Source organism: Cobetia sp. MMG027, assembly GCF_027947415.1.
Taxonomy (GTDB): domain Bacteria; phylum Pseudomonadota; class Gammaproteobacteria; order Pseudomonadales; family Halomonadaceae; genus Cobetia; species Cobetia marina.
The window spans coordinates 54073-69950 of the sequence record NZ_JAQJIO010000011.1 but is presented as its reverse complement, the minus strand read 5'-3'; the positions used below and the strand labels follow the sequence as shown (position 1 = coordinate 69950).

The window sequence follows — 15878 nt, the reverse complement described above, 5'->3', positions numbered from 1 at the left end:
TCCCGCTCGTCATGCAGGCCGCCCCATGCACGAATCCCGTGCTCGTGTGCTGAAGCATCAGCGTCAGGTGGAAGACAGTGCCCGTCGCCAGGTGCCGGAACTGACCTTCCTGATCTCGACCCTGGATGCCGGGATCTACAGCGTGCCGCGTTATGACGAGCTGCCCGGTGCCCGCTTCCTGATCGTGCATCAGCTGTCGGAAGCCCATCAGGACGAGGCGCAGCGCGATATCTTCCGCGAGTACGTGCTGGCCCATTTCGACAGCCGTTTCGAGTATCTGGCGGTCGCGGGGCGTGGTCTCTCCAAGAGCCGCAACATCGCGCTGGCGGCCTGCCCGACACGCTACGCCTACATCCTGGACGACGATGTCCAGCTGCATCCCCAGGCAGTGTCGCTGGTGATGGAAGCCTTCACCTGTACCGAGGCGGCGGCGATCAGCTTCCCGCACGTCAAGGCCTTCCCCTTGCACGAACGGGACCCGGATCGTCCGGCACCGCCGGTCGCCTTCAAGACCCACACCCTGATGTCACTGGCTCGCGTGCGCTCGGTGGACATGGCGCTGGATCTCTGCCAGTTCCATGCCCGCTTCGATGAGCAGTTCGGGCTGGGCACCGACCAACCCTCCGGCGAGGAATTCATCGTGATGAGCGATGCCCGCCGTCAGGGCGCGCGCCTGATGCGCGCCAATCTGGGCATCGTCGCCCATGCGGGGGTCACCTCCGGCAGCGACTTCTACAGCTCGCCCGCCAAGGCGCGCACCAAGGGGCGGATGTTCGCTCGGGTCACTGGCAGTCGCTTCTCGCCGCTGGCACTGGCCTTCCTGGTTCGCAAGGCCCCGATCGCCTTCAAGCGCGGCTATCTGGCGACCTTCGTCGGCAATTTCTTCCGCTAGTCGCCCGCGCGACACACACGTACGCCCGAATCGGCATGGGCAGACGCCGATGGATGGCAGTCTCTGCGCTTTTCTCTCTCCCCACTGACGTTGCCCGTCAGTGGGTTGGGTAACGTCACGCCGGATTCGGGCCGAGGGGCGATCTGTCAGTGGTTCACGGTCTCCCTGCAGTGGGAGATCCGCCCCGACCGGTATCGCTCATGCATCGCTTTGGCGCATTGCGTTCACACTCGAGATGGCCGTCAGGCCAACAAGGATGACATTCAATGAAGATCACGATTTTCGGAAGCGGTTATGTAGGCCTGGTCACCGGTACCTGCCTGGCCGATGTGGGACATGATGTGGTGTGCATGGACGTGGACGCCGCCAAGATCGAGCGCCTCAAGCAGGGCGAGATTCCCATCTATGAGCCGGGACTCGAGAGCATGTTGCTGCGCAACGTGGAAGCCGGCCGTCTGAGCTTCACCACCGACGCCCGCGAGGCCGTCGCGCATGGCGTGCTGCAGTTCATCGCCGTGGGCACGCCGCCGGATGAAGATGGCAGTGCTGACCTCAAGTACGTGCTGGCGGTGGCCGAGAGCATCGGTGAGTACATGGATGACTACAAAGTCATCATCGACAAGTCCACCGTGCCGGTGGGCACGGCAGACCGCGTGCACGCCCGCGTGGCTGAGGTGCTCAAGCACCGCGGCGTGAGCGTGGATTTCGATGTCTGCTCCAACCCGGAATTCCTCAAGGAGGGCGCGGCGCTGGAGGACTTCACGCGTGGTGCCCGCATCGTGGTCGGCACCGATTCCGAGAAGGTGCGCGAGCGCATGCGCGAATGCTACGCCCCCTACAACCGCAACCATGAAAAGCTGATGTTCATGGATGTGCGCGCCGCCGAGCTGACCAAGTACGCCGCCAACGCGATGCTGGCCACCAAGATCAGCTTCATGAACGAGATCTCCAACCTGGCCGAGCGCCTGGGCGCGGATATCGAGGAAGTGCGTCGCGGGATCGGCAGTGATCCGCGCATCGGTTACCACTTCATCTACCCGGGCTGTGGCTACGGTGGCTCCTGCTTCCCGAAGGATGTCCAGGCGCTGGCGCGTACCGCCAGCCAGATCGGCTATGAGGCCGAGCTGCTCACCGCGGTGGAATCCGTCAACAAGCGGCAGAAGGTCACGCTGTTCGAGAAGCTGTCACGTGCCTTCGATGGCGATCTCGCCGGCAAGACCATCGCCGTCTGGGGGCTGGCCTTCAAGCCGAACACCGATGACATGCGTGACGCGCCGAGCCGCACGCTGATGGAAGCGCTGTGGGCGGCGGGTGCCAAGGTGCAGGCCTATGACCCGGAATCCATGCGTGAGACACGCCGCATCTACGGCGAGCGCGATGATCTGGTGCTGGTGGCGGATCGCATCCAGGCGGTCAAGGGCGCGGATGCGCTGGTGATCTGCACCGAGTGGAAGGAATTCCGCACGCTGGATGCCGGCTGGCTCAAGACCCAGCTGGCCTTCCCGGTGGTGGTGGATGGCCGCAACCTCTTCGAGCCGTCCGCCATGAAGTCTGCCGGCCTGATGTATTACGCGGTCGGCCGTGGCGACACCCTGGCGCTGACGCGCGACTGACCCAGGCGGCGGCCTGCGACACGTGCGGTTGCAAACCGTCGTCGCGGCATCCCGACTCAGTCTTTGATTCAGCCTTTTGGCTCAGTTCTGTGGCTCAGTTCTGTGGCTAAGTTCTCTGACTCAGCCTCTCGGCAAGGCGGTCGCGTCCGTGACCTCTGCAAGGACACCGCCTTGCCCCCCATTCGTTCGAACCGCTCCGTGCCTGGCACGGGGCGGCAGCAGACAAGGAGCTTTCCATGTGTGGCATCGTTGCCGGCCTGGCTCAGCGTGACATCAGCAAGATTCTCATCGAGGGGCTGCATCGCCTCGAATACCGGGGTTACGACTCCGCTGGCGTGGCCGTGATCGACCCCGCCGGTGAACTGCGCCGTGCGCGTGCCGTCGGCAAGGTCCGCGCGCTGGAGGACGAGCTGCGTGAAGCGCCGCTGTCCGGTGCCATCGGCGTCGCCCATACCCGCTGGGCCACCCACGGGCGTCCGGCCCAGCACAACGCGCACCCGCACCTCTCGAGCGAGCGCGTGGCCGTGGTGCACAACGGCATCATCGAGAACCACGAGGCGCTGCGCCGTGAGCTGGAGCAGGAGGGCTATGACTTCACTTCCGAGACGGACACCGAGGTGGTCGCGCATCTGGTCGACCGCGAACTGCGCGCTGGCCGTGCGCTGCCGGAGGCGGTCAATGTGGTCACCGCGCGTCTGGATGGCGCCTTCGCGCTGGCGGTGATGGAACAGCAGAATCCCGAGCTGCTGGTCGGCGCCCGTCAGGGCAGCCCGCTGGTCGTGGGTGTGGGAATCGAGGAGCACTTCATCGCTTCTGACCCGCTGGCACTGCTGCCGGTCACCGACCGCTTCATCTATCTGGATGAGGGCGACATGGTGGCCATCAGCCCGAGTGGCATCCAGGTGCTGGAACGTGGTGCCGAGCAGGATGAGCTCACGCCGGTGACCCGCGAAGTGGTGCGCTATGAGCACAGCGTCGAAGCGGCGGGCAAGGGTGAGTATCGCCACTTCATGATGAAGGAGATCATGGAGCAGCCCACCGTGCTGTCGCGTACCCTGGCCGAGCGTCTCGACCCGCAGGGCGTGCGCCTGGAGGCCTTCGAGGTCTCGCGCCATTCCTTCCTGGCCGCGGATGACGGCGCCGAGAAGGGCAGGGAAGTCGTCGATGTCGAGCGACTGACGCAGCTGCTGGCCGATGTGCGTCAGGTGCAGATCATCGCCTGCGGGACCAGCTATCACGCCGGCATGGTGGCGCGTTACTGGCTGGAAGAGGTCGCCGGTATTCCGGCGCAGGTCGAGGTGGCCTCGGAGTTCCGTTACCGCGAGCGTGTCGCGGCCCCGGGCACGCTGTTCATCACCCTGTCGCAGTCCGGCGAGACCGCCGACACGCTGGCGGCCCTGCGGGATATCCAGAAGCTCAACCGCGAGGGGCCGCAGGCAGGGCATTACCTGGCGAGTCTGGCCATCTGCAACGTGGCGGGAAGCTCGCTGGTTCGTGAGTCGGATCTGTCACTGCTGACCCATGCCGGGCCGGAGATCGGGGTGGCTTCCACCAAGGCCTTCACCACCCAGCTGGTGGCGCTGATGCTGACCACGCTGGCCCTGCGCCAGAGCCGTCGACAGCCGCAGGACGAGGAAGATGACCTGCTCACGCGTCAGCTGCTGATGCGTCTCAAGGACCTGCCGCATGTCATCGAGCAATCGCTGGGGCTGAACGGGGAAATCGCCCAGTTGGCCGAGAAGTTCATGCATCGCCATCACACCCTGTTCCTCGGGCGCGGCAGCCAGTACCCGATCGCGATGGAGGGTGCGCTCAAGCTCAAGGAAATCTCCTATATCCACGCCGAAGCCTATGCGGCGGGTGAGCTCAAGCACGGCCCGCTGGCCTTGATCGATGAGGACATGCCGGTGGTGGCGGTCGCGCCGATGGATGACCTGATGGAGAAGCTGAAGTCCAACCTTCAGGAAGTCCGCGCGCGTGGCGGCCAGCTGTTCGTGTTCGCCGACCCGGAAGTCAGCCTCAAGGCCGGTGAGGGCGTGCACGTCGTCACCGTGCCGGGGGTGTGTCGCTTCCTCGCGCCGATCGTCTATGCGGTCCCGCTGCAGCTGCTGTCCTATCACGTCGCCGTGCTCAAGGGCACCGATGTCGATCAGCCGCGCAATCTCGCCAAGAGTGTCACGGTAGAGTGATCCCGCGCGGGCACTGAATTGTGTCTCGCATGAAGACGAAAGGGACTGCCCATGGGCAGTCCCTTTTTTCGTGTGCGCGCATCATGCCGCCGGCGGTTGCCTGACGCTGCCTGCTTGATGCAGCTCAGCCCGGCAGGACCCATGACGACAGACGGCGCCACCAGCTGCGCCGCCCGGCTGTGGTGTCCGTCTCGCAGGTGTCCGGGGGCTCGGGGGTGGGGCCCTGATGACGAATGCAGAAACGATCTCCCCCCGGCCCCGTGATCCAGCGTGAACTGCCTGAGCTGACACGCCCCGCCTTGACGTCATCGTCGAGTTTCCTGCCCGCGGCCTTGATGGCCTCCAGTGTGCCTGGCGCCAGTTCGATGAAGCCTTCCTCTCCCGGCGCTTCCTCGACCTGTGACGGTGGAATCTCGCGCATCAGATCAACCCCTTGAGGATCAGATTGCCACTGGAGACCAGCAGGATGGCGTAGGCCACCTGGCGCAGGTGGTGGTCACTGAGCGGGGGTGGGAAGCGGCGTGCGAGCTCCGTGAAGGCGATGACCACGAACACGCCTGCGGCACCGATCATCAGCAGCTCACTCAGGTGCTCGCCGGCGCGTCCGGGAGAGATGATCGAGAGTCCCATGCGCATGGCGCCCCCGACCAGAAAGACAGCGAACAGGGTGCAGCGGATCGCCACCAGCGTCATCGGCTGGCGGTAGAGCATTACCACCAGCGGCGGCCCGTTGGCGGCGAACAGCCCGCCCATCAGGCCCGAGAGCCCGCCGGCGGCATGGAAGTGCCAACGGGGAGACAGCGTCTCACGCGGCTTGGGTTGCATCAGCAGCGCCAGGCAGGCGATGAGGATCACGCATCCCAGCAGCATGCCGAGCAGGGGCGCGCGCTCCTCTCCCAGCCAGGTGGCCAGGTAATAGCCGACCGGCAGCAGCGGCAGGCTGGTGACCAGCAGTCGCCGCGCGAGGCGCAGGTCGATTTCCCGCCAGTGACCCCGCAGTGCCATGCAGTTGTTGAACAGGCTCAAGAGGGCGCATAGCAGGGCGGCGCTCTCGATGGGCAGGACATCGAGAGTGGCCAGCAGGCCCATGACGATGAGCCCGAAGGCAAAGCCGGTGAGGGTCTGGATGTAGCTGGCCAGTGCCAGGCTCAACAGGATGGCAGCGAGTTGCCAGAGGGTCATGGTGACTCCGTTGGGTGGCCCCGTTCGGCGTGAGGGGAGGGTGGAGGCATTGCGCTGCCATGATAGCGCGGGCCAGCCGCAAAAGGGCGACAGTCTCGTGGCTGCCAGCCGGCGAGGGTGAGTCATGTGAGCTTTCGCGGATGAAGCGTGTCAGCAGCTCGGCCCATCCTGCTCAAACTTGCATAGGTAATTTAGTGGTCTTGAATTGCTTAGCTTACGCATGAGATGCAAGGAGTTTGCGACATGAACCCTCATGAATTCGGTTTTTGGCGACATGTCGCCTTGTTTGAATATCAGCAGCTTATTAGTCTGTGGTGAACAAGGGGGCATGAAGTGTCGCCATTTGCGGCCACATGATGTCGCTGGTGGCTTGGGCCGGGCTTTGGCAGGGCAAGCCAGCCGACAGATTCATTGGCCTCCTTGCTTGATGCCTGGCAGTGATGAACACGGCCTGAGCGTGAGCCCCTGATGGACAAGCACCGCCACATGGATATCCGGGCATGGAACGCAACGCAGCACAATCTCCTTTCTTCACCATCGTGACGCCGAATCACAATTCGGGTGACGGGCTCGAGCGCTGCATCGCCAGTCTCGCGGCCAACGACACCGCTTACGAACACATCATCATCGATGATGCCTCTTCGGATGATTCCTTTCTGCGGGTGGAGCGCAGTCACGCCGCCCGGCCACCGACCTCATTGGTACTGCGCCGCAATGCCGAGAATCTCGGGCCTGGGCCGACCCGCAACCATGGCCTGAGTCTGGCACGTGGCCGCTATGTGCTGTTCTGCGATGCGGATGACACCTTCGTGGCCGGCGCCCTGGATACGCTCAAGGCGCAGATCGTGGCCTTCGATTGCCCGCAGGTGGTGGTGTTCCGTTATTGCCTGCAGGGGCCACAGGGAGAGCGGGAGAGCACGCCACTGTGCAGCCAGCCCCTTGAGCGCACCCAGATGCAGGCCTTCACCGATTTCATGCACGACCGCATCGTCTCCGCTCCCTGGGGCAAGGCGATCCGCGCCGATCTCGCCTGCGCCCTGAGCTTTCCTGACCTTCCTGTTTCCCAGGATGGTCTCTACAACCTCGAGCTGTTCGGTCGGGCGGCACGCGTTCTCTATCTGCCCCAGGTGCTGTATCGCTTCGACAAGCGCAGCGACGGTTCTCTGACCCGCAAGCCCTTCGGCAATCGCGAGCTGGCCCGATTTCACCGCAGCTGGCAGGTGTTCGATTCCCGCTACCGCGAGCAGTTCGCGGCCGCCCACGGCCTGGCACTGCTGGAGATTCGCGCCCTGCGCTTCGTCGGTGTGAGCTTCATCATGCGCCAGGCCATCAACAAGACCCACGACGATGACCAGGTGAGGCAGGTGGTGATGTCTCAGCTGCGCCAGTCATCCTGGGCGGCATTGCGTCAGCTGTCGTTGAAGGAAAAGGCGTTGCTGATGAGCTATGCGTTCAGTCCTTCCCTGTCCCGGCAATTGATTCGGCGGAGCCAATACGCGTCATGAGCACTCGCAAGCATATCCTGTTCTACACCGGCGCCCAGTCGCGCACCGGCGGCACCGAGCGTGCCTGCGCCGATACCGCCAACATGCTGGCGGCCAGCGGTGACTATCAGGTGGAGGTGGTCAGCGAGCATGGCCCTGCCGACAGCCCCTATCCCCTGCACGAGGATATCGTGCATGAATCGCTGTATCCAAAACGTCAGCATCTGGGGGCGCTGCGCGGCGTGCTGCTGTTCCTGCGGCTTTTCTGGATGGTGCTGCGCAAGCGACCGGACGTGGTGATCGTGGTCGAGAGCATCGGTTTCCTGCCATTCTTGCTGCCCAGCTATCTGCTGCGGCACACGCGCTATCTCTGCTGGGAACACTTCAATGCCACCTCGGATCTCGGCGTGCCACGGCGCAATGCCGCGCGGCGTCTCGCGGCCAGGCGGGCCGATCGTATCGTGGTGCTTTCCCATGAGGACCGCGAATACTGGGAGCAGCTGCTCCCCCAGTCCACCGAGCGTCTGAGCGTCGTGCCCAACCTCAATCCGCTGGAGCACGAGATCCTCCAGCGTCAGGCCCGGCTGCAGGACGCCGCCGCCGCGCCGCCCGCAGTGGCGCCTTCTGAGGCCGTCGCGCCGAAGGTGGCGGTGGCGGTGGGGCGCCTGACGCACCAGAAGGGCTTTGATCTGCTGCTGGAGGCATGGGCGGCGATTCCCGCCGAATCGCGTGATGGCTGGGTGCTGCGCATCGTCGGCGAGGGTGATGCACGCGAGGCGCTGGAGGCGCAGGCGGAGCGGCTTGGCATCACGCGCCAGCTTCAGATGCCCGGCCAGTGCAGCGACATCCGGCGCGAATACGCCACGGCAGACCTGTTCGTGCTGTCGTCACGTTTCGAAGGCTTCGGGCTGGTACTGGTCGAGGCGCTCAGCTGTGGCGTGCCCTGCATCAGCTTCGCCTGCCCGGCCGGGCCCCGCGAGATCCTCAAGCATGGCATCAATGGCTATCTGGTCGAGCAGGGCAATGTGGCAGCGTTCAGTCAGCAGCTGGGCGCCGTGCTCGGTGATGATGAAGTGCTTGCGCGCCTGCGTGCCAATGTCGATTACGGCCTGGAGCGGTTTTCGCGCCGTACCGTCGAGGCCAGTTGGCAGGCCGTGCTGGAGGGACTGGAAGCCCCGGCACTGCTACGTGTCATCTGAGCTGAGTCAGGCACCAGACATGTGACTTGCGAGCCCTCCTTTCGGGGCTCGCGTTCGCGCTATCGGATACGAATCTTCAGGTACGACAGCAGGAGGCTATCGCCGTGAGAATCATGCATGTCATCTCGACCCCCGCATCAGGAGGTGCCGAGGTCTACGTCAAGGACCTGAGCCTTGCCATGGTCGCGGCGGGGCACAGCGTTCATGTCACGTTTCTGGAAACCGCTGAGCAGTGCGGGCGAGATCTGGACTATGAAAGACACTTCCTGGCCCAGCTGAGTCAGGCGGGCATCAGTCATTCGTTTCTGGGCGCCGACACGCGTCGCCGTCCCTGGCGGGGCGGCACGCGGCTGCGCGCGGAAGTGAATCGATTCGCCCCGGATGTGGTGCATTGCCATCTCTACTACGCGCTGATGTTCGCCTTCCTGCTGCCACGCAAGCTTGCGGTGATCATGACCGTGCACAGTATCGAGCTGGGGGCGCCCAACTGGCTGTTTCGACTGTTCGATCGTCGCGTCAGCGCCTATGTCGGCATCTGTCACGCCTGCACGCGCAAGCTTGCGCCGCTGGTCAGGCGGCCGGTGGTCCAGATCGACAATGCCGTCTCGGGGGCACGCCTCAAGCACAGCGGCTGGCAGATGACGGCGCTGGATACCCCGGTGAAGCTGGCAGCCATCGGACGTCTCACCGAAGCCAAGCAGTATCCCTTGATGCTCGAGAGCTGCCGCCGCCTCAAGGCACAGGGGTTGAATGTCACGCTCAGCATCGCCGGGGAGGGGCCGCTCAAGGCCGAGTTGGTCACGCAGATCCGTGACGCCGGGCTCGAGGATCAGGTCACCTTGCTGGGCAACATCTCGGATGTGGCGGGGCTTCTGGCCTCATCGGACATCTTCCTGATGTCGTCTGCCTGGGAAGGACTGCCGATCTCGCTGCTGGAAGCCACGCTGAGCGGGCTGCCGGTGCTGGTCACCAACGTCGGTGGCTGCGCAGAAGTCGTGCATCGGGTCGGCAATGGGCTGGTGGTGGATGAGCAGACGCCGGCGCGCTATGCCGATGCTCTCACCCGCCTGGTGGCTGACGAGGAGCTGCGACGCAGCTGTGCGCGCAACGCGCGACGCCACGGCGGCAGCTACCACATCAACACGGCGCTGGCCGGGCATCTGGAGCTCTACACCAGCCGGCTGCAAGGCGAGCTGGATGCGGCACCCGAAGTCTCGGTCTGAACGCGCAGGGCGAGAGTGGCGAATGGGAGAAGAGTGCGCATGGGGCCCTGCGGGTCTGAAGAATGGGCCTGCGGTGCGGACCTGAAAGGTGCGCTTGAAAAGCGGGCTTGAGATGCGGGGTCTGGCGCTGGACATGGCAGTCAGAAGAGTGGGCAACCGATGCGGTGATCGGTTGCCCTTTTTCTTATCCTGGAAATGGGGAATGGCGCTATGCGGCCCCTGAATGAGACGTCTCATGCCAGATGATGGGGAGTGCTGGGTCATGAGGTTCATGCGGATGTCAGTCAGGTGTGGCATCAGGATGAGTGGCTCTCAGCGGTTGGCGATTCATTCATGTCATCGCTCTACTAATACTTGAGATGAGAGAAAACAGTCTAAAGTGAAGTGCGGCAATACAATCGTCGTGAAAGAGAGTTTACGCCTTGCTGTTGTGGTCGATTAATTTATTATCAAGTCCGTAATCAGACATTGAAAATCAAGCAGATCGCCACCTCATGAAATATCGATGATGTCACGCCGATTAAGACGTGATTATTCACGATTCATCGTAGATGAGAGGGTGATTTGATGATGGTCAAGTGCCGAATCCATCACGAAATCCCTGTGACGTTCTGATCGCTGCTGTCAGTCTCGATGGCGCCAGTTCGTGGCATGGGAGAAGAGAATGGAAAGGCCGACAGGAAGTCAGGCAGGTACGAACTGGTCGCAAGTTGCTGTATTTCATTGTGTCTCACCACTCCAGAATACGTGAATGTCATCTTTTCCTGATGCCGGATGCAGAGGGTTCGCCCTTGCTCATCCGGTGATGCAATGCGGAGATTGACGTTTCACGATTCACCCAGGCCTTCTCGTGATGCGTTGTTGATACTCGGGGAAGTGTCGAGAGATCTCTGAAATACCGGCGAAAATGAGTCCTCATTTTCGTTCTTATGCCCTCCTGTAATGGCTGATCACGCTATCAGTCATCCTTCAATGACGATACTGATGATGTCGAGTATGAGAGTCATGAGTCATCGATGAAGATGCCGTGATTATCTTTCATGTCGTCATGATGAGTTGTGCTGATTCTTCAGGCCGTGTCATGGATCAGGATGGTCTGATGCCGTTGGATGATTTTCATGATCCGGTACATGTCGGGATTGGGTCGATCCTGACAGGTCACCGTTCGTTCAACGGCGCGCTGGCGGAGGCAGGGAATGATTCGCGCCTGTCTCGCAAGGGAACGTCACAGAATTTCCACGTGCTGCAGGGGAGAAAGCCGATTCCTCGGGGCGGTAGCGTGTCCGGATACACGATGAATGCGCCGATCAGGATGTGATCGAGCAGAGCGCAGGGCTTACAGGGGATGACAGAGGTTATGAAGAGATCGACCAGATCGACGCTGCGGGGAGTTTCCCTGGCGATAATGCTGGCCGCCTTGGGAGGCTGTGCCTTCGCCCCTGGCGGCCATATGGACTATGAGGTCGAGACGGCGCCGCTGTCGGACCATGTCACGGTCAGCCCGATCACGCCGGCCTTGATCAGCAGTTATCGCGCACTCCCGGCTCAGACAGCCCCGGCCGATGACGCGCTGGTGGATGACATCAAGCGCTACGTCTACCGCGTGGGTGGCGGTGACATCCTGGCCATCAATCTGAGCACGCCGCTGGATCTGGCCCAGGAGACGGGCGTTCAGCGCCAGACGGTGGAAGCGCTGACCTACATCGTGCAGCCGGATGGCACGCTGTATTACCCCTACGTCGGGCGCATCAACGTCAAGGACATGACCGTGGATGAGGTGCGCGCCTCGCTGGTGCGTGGCCTGTCACGCTTCATCACCGACCCGCAGGTCAACGTCTCCGTCGCCCAGTTCCGCTCGCAGCGCGTCTATCTGAGCGGCGCGGTCCGTGAGCCGGGCTTCGTGCCGGTCACCGATGTGCCCCTGACCCTGATCGATGCCATCAGTGCCAGTGGTGGTGTCACCGAACTCGCCAATACCCACGACATCACCCTGACCCGCGACGGCCACCAGGAGCACCTGAGCCTCTATCAGCTGCTGCAGCAGGGCAACATGCGTGAGAACCGCCTGCTACACGATGGCGACGTCATCAATATCCCGGTGGCGACCGACCAGAACGTCTTCGTGCTGGGGCAGGTCCTCAAGCCCGGCAACATGCCGGTGGGCAACGAGCGTCTGAGTCTGACCGATGCCCTGTCACGCGCCGGTGGCGTGGATGAGGACCGTGCCGACCCCTCCGGTGTCTTCGTGGTCCGGGAGAACGGCCCGGACGCTGACAAGCTCGCCACCGTCTATGTGCTCGATATCTCCGATGCCACCTCGCTGATGCTGGGGGCACGCTTCCCGCTGCAGCCCAGGGATGTGGTCTATGTCACCGCGGCGCCGGTCAGCCGTTGGAACCGCGTGCTGAGTCAGTTGTTGCCGTCGGTCACCAGTACCGGGGCCTTCGTCTCGGTCATCGACGACATCGAGGGAGATTGAGGTCCATGAATCAGTTCACTTCTCCCATGCCGCCATCTTCCGGTGACGCTGGCCGGGACGCGACGCGTCGCCTGGACTTCAGCACCCTGCTGGCACTGCTCTGGCATCGTCGCTGGTGGTTGATCGCCAGCACCGTGCTGTTGACGCTGATCGGCATCTATGTGGTCGGCAGCCAGCAGCGCATCTATCTGGCTGACTCGCTGATCCAGATCGAGGACAAGGGCGGCAGCGCCAGCCTGCTGGGCACGCTGACGGGTCAGTCCGGAGGCCCCGAGGAGGGCAGTACCAGTGACGAGCTGGAGATCCTGGCCTCGCGGCTGGTGCTCGGGCAGGCCGTGGCGCGTGAGCGTCTCAACATCGTCGTCACACCGGTGCGCTACCCCGTCATCGGCGACTGGCTGTCCCATCGCGGAATGCGTCTGCCGGAGAGTCTCGGCGGCAATGAATATGCCTGGGGGGATGACGTCCTGAAGGTCACCACGCTGGAGCTTGGCGGCCAGTGGCAGGGACAGACGCTGACCCTGGAAGTGGTCGATGAGCAGCACTATCGCCTGCTGGACGCCGAGGGCAACCTGCTGATGCATGGCACGGTGGGCGAGAATGCGCTGTCCGGTGACATCAAGGTCTTCGTCCAGCGCATGGAGGCCAGCCCCGGGGCGCGCTTCGCGCTGACCAGCATCTCGGACCTCAGTGCCATCAACTCCATCAAGTCGCGTTTCACCGCCGAGCGCAACGGCAGCGATACCGGCGTGGTGACTCTGAGTCTGTCCGGCAGCGACCAGCAGGCCATCGTCAGCACCCTGGACACCATCACCGACGTCTTCCTGCAGCAGAACATCGAGCGCGAATCCGCCGAGGCCGACAATCAGCTGGGCTTTTTGGGTGACCAGATCCCGACGCTGCGCGGCCAGCTCGATGAGGCGGAATCCGCCCTCAACGACTATCGCCGCCGCCGCGATTCCGTGGACCTGACCGCCGAGAGCCAGCAGGTGATGGAGAACCTGGTGGGGCTGGACAACCAGCTGACCGAGATCAAGCTGCGACTGGCGGAGCTGTCGCGTGCCTACACCCATGAGCACCCGGCCTATCGGGCACTGGTGGCGCGTCGTGACTCCCTCAATCAGGAAAAGGCGCGGGTCCAGAAGCAGGCGGAACAGCTGCCGGCGGCGCAGCGCGAAGCGCTCAATCTGAACCGCAACGTCAATGTCAGCCAGGAAATCTACGTCGCGCTGCTCAACAAGCGCGAAGAAGTGCGCCTCAAGAAGGCCGGTACGGTCGGCAACGTGCGGATTCTGGATCCCGCCGTCCTGCAGCCTGGCCCCATCTCGCCGAGAACCTCGCTGATGATGGTGGTCTTCGCGATGGCCGGTTTCCTGCTGGGCGTGCTGGGCATCCTGCTGCGGCATTCCATGCGCAAGGGCATCGACAGCGCCGAACAGATCGAGTCCCTGGACCTGCCGGTCTACGCCACCATCCCGCTCTCGCCGCTGCAGCAGGGCATGATGCGTCGCGTGCGCCTCAAGGGCGAGAAGTCCGGGCGCGAGATCTATCAGGGCGTGCTGGCGACCTCGCAGCCTTCCGACATCAGCATCGAGGCGCTGCGCAGCCTGCGCACCAGCCTGCACTTCGCGCTGCTGGACAATCAGCGCAAGTCGGTGATGTTCACCGGCCCGAGTCCGGGCATCGGCAAGAGCTTCGTGAGCCTCAACCTGGCCGCGGTGAGCGCCGAGGCCGGCCAGCGCGTGCTGCTGATCGATGCCGACATGCGGCGCGGACATCTTCACCACGCCTTCCAGCGCACCTCCGAGCAGGGCGGCCTATCGGATGTCCTCAGCGGCGCAAGTCCTCTGGAAGAGGTCATCTATCACACGCGCATCGACAACCTGGACTTCCTGGGCCGTGGGGTGGCGCCACCGAATCCGTCCGAGCTCCTGATGCAGGAAAACTTTGCCCAGTTGCTGGAGCAGCTGGGGGAGCGCTATGACCTGATCATCATCGATACCCCGCCGGTACTCGCCGTCACCGAGGCGCTGATCATCGGGCGCCATGTCGGCGCGAGCCTGATGGTGGCGCGCTTCGGCATGAACCAGGTGCGTGAGCTGGAACATGCTCGCAAGAAGCTCGAGAACAACGGCATCCACGTCAAGGGCGCGATCTTGAATGCCATCGAGCAGCAGGCCGGGGATAAGCAGCACTACGGGTATTACAACTACAGCTATACCTGATGCCGTGTCGCGGCACGGCTCTCATGACGCTTGAATCACGGAGGAGATGGCACGATGAGCGGTTTACCCTTATCGATGGAGCACCAGCGTCGTTACTCGCATCATTACGAGCGCTTGATCGCCAGCAAACGCCTGCAGCTGGTCTTCGGCATGCTGGTGGTGGTGATCGCGCCGGCACTCTACCAGGCGGGGCTCAACGAGCTGGTACCCGGTGACCACGGCTGGTGGCTGACCAGCGATGCCCAATGGCACGCCATGATCGGCACGGGGGTGGCCTATACGCTGTCCATCACCGCCGTCAATCGCCTGTCGCGCCTGCCGGGGACCCGCTCCTACCTCTACGTGGTACCCACCATCGTCATCTGCTATCTGATGCTGATGCTGGCGCTGGGGGTCTTCGATCTCGACTACTCGCGTCATCAGGTCGGCCTGTCCTTCCTGCTCGCCGTGAGCCTGTGCACGGCCTACTACTACATCGACACCCATGTCCGGCGCATGCGCTTTGCCGTGGTGCCGTTCGGCAAGGCGCCGGCGCTGTGTCAGCGTCGCGAGGTCGAGTGGCTGACGCTCAAGGGGCCGGACCTCGTGGGCATGCGGCGCATCGATGGCGTGGTGGCAGACCTGCGTGCCGAGATGCCCCGTGAGTGGGAGAGCTTCCTCGCTGACTGCACCATCCACCGCATTCCCGTCTATCACGCCACCCAGGCCCACGAGATGATCACCGGCCGCGTGCTGCTCGATCACCTCTATGCCAATGAATTCGGCTCGCTGATGCCGCGTGAGGATTACGAGGTCATCAAGCGCTGGATGGACTTCAGCGTGGCGCTGGTGCTGCTGCCGCTGCTGGCACCGGTGATGCTGCTGACCGCGCTGGCCATCCGACTGGACAGCCCGGGCCCCGTGGTCTTCCGTCAGCCACGCATGGGCTTTCATTGCCGTCCCTTCACCGTCTACAAGTTTCGCAGCATGTATGACGGCATGAAGGGGGCCGGCTTCACCCAGGAAGGCAGTGACCCGCGCATCACCCGGGTCGGGCGCTTCATCCGCAAGTGCCGTCTCGATGAACTCCCGCAGCTGTTCAACGTGCTCAAGGGTGACATGAGTCTGATCGGGCCGCGTCCGGAATCGATGAATCTGGCGGACTGGTATCGCAAGGATGTGCCGTTCTTCCATTACCGCCATGTGGTACGCCCGGGCATCACCGGCTGGGCGCAGGTCGAGCAGGGCTATGCCGCGGAAGTCGAGGGCATGATCCGCAAGCTTGAATACGACTTCTTCTACATCAAGCACTTTTCCTTCTGGCTGGATCTGCTGGTGGTGATTCGCACCATCCGGATCGTGATCAGCGGGAACGGGTCGCGCTAGCCGACCCTCCTTCCTCCGGTTACCCCT

The 15878-nt window shown here is 63.3% G+C and carries 12 protein-coding genes; 10 read left to right on the top strand and 2 right to left on the bottom strand.

Translation table 11 applies throughout. The features are described from left to right. Nucleotides 1-25: 25 nt before the first annotated feature. The 3 genes from PJK54_RS15285 to glmS all read left to right on the top strand — a co-directional run bounded on the left by PJK54_RS15285 (nucleotide 26) and on the right by glmS (nucleotide 4694). Entirely contained in the window at nucleotides 26-892 is an 867-nt protein-coding gene (locus PJK54_RS15285) for a glycosyltransferase family A protein (RefSeq protein WP_271303294.1), read from the top strand. Between the two features lie 266 nt (nucleotides 893-1158). Beyond that, complete coding sequence (locus PJK54_RS15280; protein ID WP_141392678.1) at nucleotides 1159-2505, top strand: UDP-glucose dehydrogenase family protein; 1347 nt, start codon at nucleotides 1159-1161, stop codon at nucleotides 2503-2505. A gap of 236 nt (nucleotides 2506-2741) precedes the next feature. Continuing rightward, nucleotides 2742-4694 (top strand): glutamine--fructose-6-phosphate transaminase (isomerizing), encoded by a 1953-nt coding sequence (glmS, locus tag PJK54_RS15275; protein WP_084208238.1) that lies wholly within the window; start codon nucleotides 2742-2744, stop codon nucleotides 4692-4694. Nucleotides 4695-4818: 124 nt separating this feature from the next. Here the strand turns inward: glmS and PJK54_RS15270 are convergent, their stop codons facing one another. Both PJK54_RS15270 and PJK54_RS15265 read right to left on the bottom strand, forming a co-directional pair. Beyond that, a complete protein-coding gene (locus PJK54_RS15270) occupies nucleotides 4819-5115 on the bottom strand; it encodes a hypothetical protein (RefSeq protein ID WP_271303293.1) in 297 nt (98 codons plus the stop codon). Further along, on the bottom strand, nucleotides 5115-5876 hold the full coding sequence (locus PJK54_RS15265) for a sulfite exporter TauE/SafE family protein (RefSeq protein WP_167592983.1): 762 nt from the start codon (nucleotides 5874-5876) through the stop codon (nucleotides 5115-5117). The genes PJK54_RS15270 and PJK54_RS15265 overlap by 1 nt, the downstream gene beginning before the upstream one ends. A gap of 500 nt (nucleotides 5877-6376) precedes the next feature. Between PJK54_RS15265 and PJK54_RS15260 the strand changes: the two genes are divergently transcribed. From PJK54_RS15260 to PJK54_RS15230, 7 genes are all read left to right on the top strand, one after another. Next, nucleotides 6377-7381, top strand: a complete 1005-nt coding sequence (locus PJK54_RS15260; protein WP_077374088.1) for a glycosyltransferase family 2 protein — start codon at nucleotides 6377-6379, stop codon at nucleotides 7379-7381. After that, nucleotides 7378-8559: a glycosyltransferase gene (locus PJK54_RS15255; RefSeq protein ID WP_271303292.1), complete on the top strand. Its 1182-nt coding sequence runs from the start codon at nucleotides 7378-7380 to the stop codon at nucleotides 8557-8559. Before PJK54_RS15260 ends, PJK54_RS15255 begins: the two co-directional genes overlap by 4 nt. A gap of 113 nt (nucleotides 8560-8672) precedes the next feature. Next, a complete protein-coding gene (locus PJK54_RS15250) occupies nucleotides 8673-9782 on the top strand; it encodes a glycosyltransferase family 4 protein (protein WP_077374081.1) in 1110 nt (369 codons plus the stop codon). Nucleotides 9783-10809: 1027 nt separating this feature from the next. Further along, the gene (locus tag PJK54_RS15245; RefSeq protein WP_139345440.1) at nucleotides 10810-11100 is read left to right on the top strand and encodes a hypothetical protein; all 291 of its coding nucleotides are present in this window, start codon (nucleotides 10810-10812) and stop codon (nucleotides 11098-11100) included. A gap of 27 nt (nucleotides 11101-11127) precedes the next feature. Next, on the top strand, nucleotides 11128-12261 hold the full coding sequence (locus PJK54_RS15240; protein WP_077374075.1) for a polysaccharide export protein: 1134 nt from the start codon (nucleotides 11128-11130) through the stop codon (nucleotides 12259-12261). Between the two features lie 5 nt (nucleotides 12262-12266). Then, nucleotides 12267-14486 carry a polysaccharide biosynthesis tyrosine autokinase gene (locus PJK54_RS15235; RefSeq protein ID WP_084208242.1) on the top strand — a complete coding sequence of 740 codons (2220 nt, stop codon included), beginning with the start codon at nucleotides 12267-12269 and terminating at the stop codon, nucleotides 14484-14486. 54 nt (nucleotides 14487-14540) lie between these two features. After that, nucleotides 14541-15851, top strand: a complete 1311-nt coding sequence (locus tag PJK54_RS15230; RefSeq protein WP_240499685.1) for an exopolysaccharide biosynthesis polyprenyl glycosylphosphotransferase — start codon at nucleotides 14541-14543, stop codon at nucleotides 15849-15851. Nucleotides 15852-15878: the final 27 nt, after the last annotated feature.

Bases quoted from the DNA above. Each gene is read 5' to 3' on its own strand.
- PJK54_RS15285 (WP_271303294.1), top strand. From the start codon at position 26: ATGCACGAATCCCGTGCTCGTGTGCTGAAGCATCAGCGTCAGGTGGAA.
- PJK54_RS15280 (WP_141392678.1), top strand. From the start codon at position 1,159: ATGAAGATCACGATTTTCGGAAGCGGTTATGTAGGCCTGGTCACCGGT.
- glmS (WP_084208238.1), top strand. From the start codon at position 2,742: ATGTGTGGCATCGTTGCCGGCCTGGCTCAGCGTGACATCAGCAAGATT.
- PJK54_RS15270 (WP_271303293.1), bottom strand. From the start codon at position 5,115: ATGCGCGAGATTCCACCGTCACAGGTCGAGGAAGCGCCGGGAGAGGAA.
- PJK54_RS15265 (WP_167592983.1), bottom strand. From the start codon at position 5,876: ATGACCCTCTGGCAACTCGCTGCCATCCTGTTGAGCCTGGCACTGGCC.
- PJK54_RS15260 (WP_077374088.1), top strand. From the start codon at position 6,377: ATGGAACGCAACGCAGCACAATCTCCTTTCTTCACCATCGTGACGCCG.
- PJK54_RS15255 (WP_271303292.1), top strand. From the start codon at position 7,378: ATGAGCACTCGCAAGCATATCCTGTTCTACACCGGCGCCCAGTCGCGC.
- PJK54_RS15250 (WP_077374081.1), top strand. From the start codon at position 8,673: ATGCATGTCATCTCGACCCCCGCATCAGGAGGTGCCGAGGTCTACGTC.
- PJK54_RS15240 (WP_077374075.1), top strand. From the start codon at position 11,128: ATGACAGAGGTTATGAAGAGATCGACCAGATCGACGCTGCGGGGAGTT.
- PJK54_RS15235 (WP_084208242.1), top strand. From the start codon at position 12,267: ATGAATCAGTTCACTTCTCCCATGCCGCCATCTTCCGGTGACGCTGGC.
- PJK54_RS15230 (WP_240499685.1), top strand. From the start codon at position 14,541: ATGAGCGGTTTACCCTTATCGATGGAGCACCAGCGTCGTTACTCGCAT.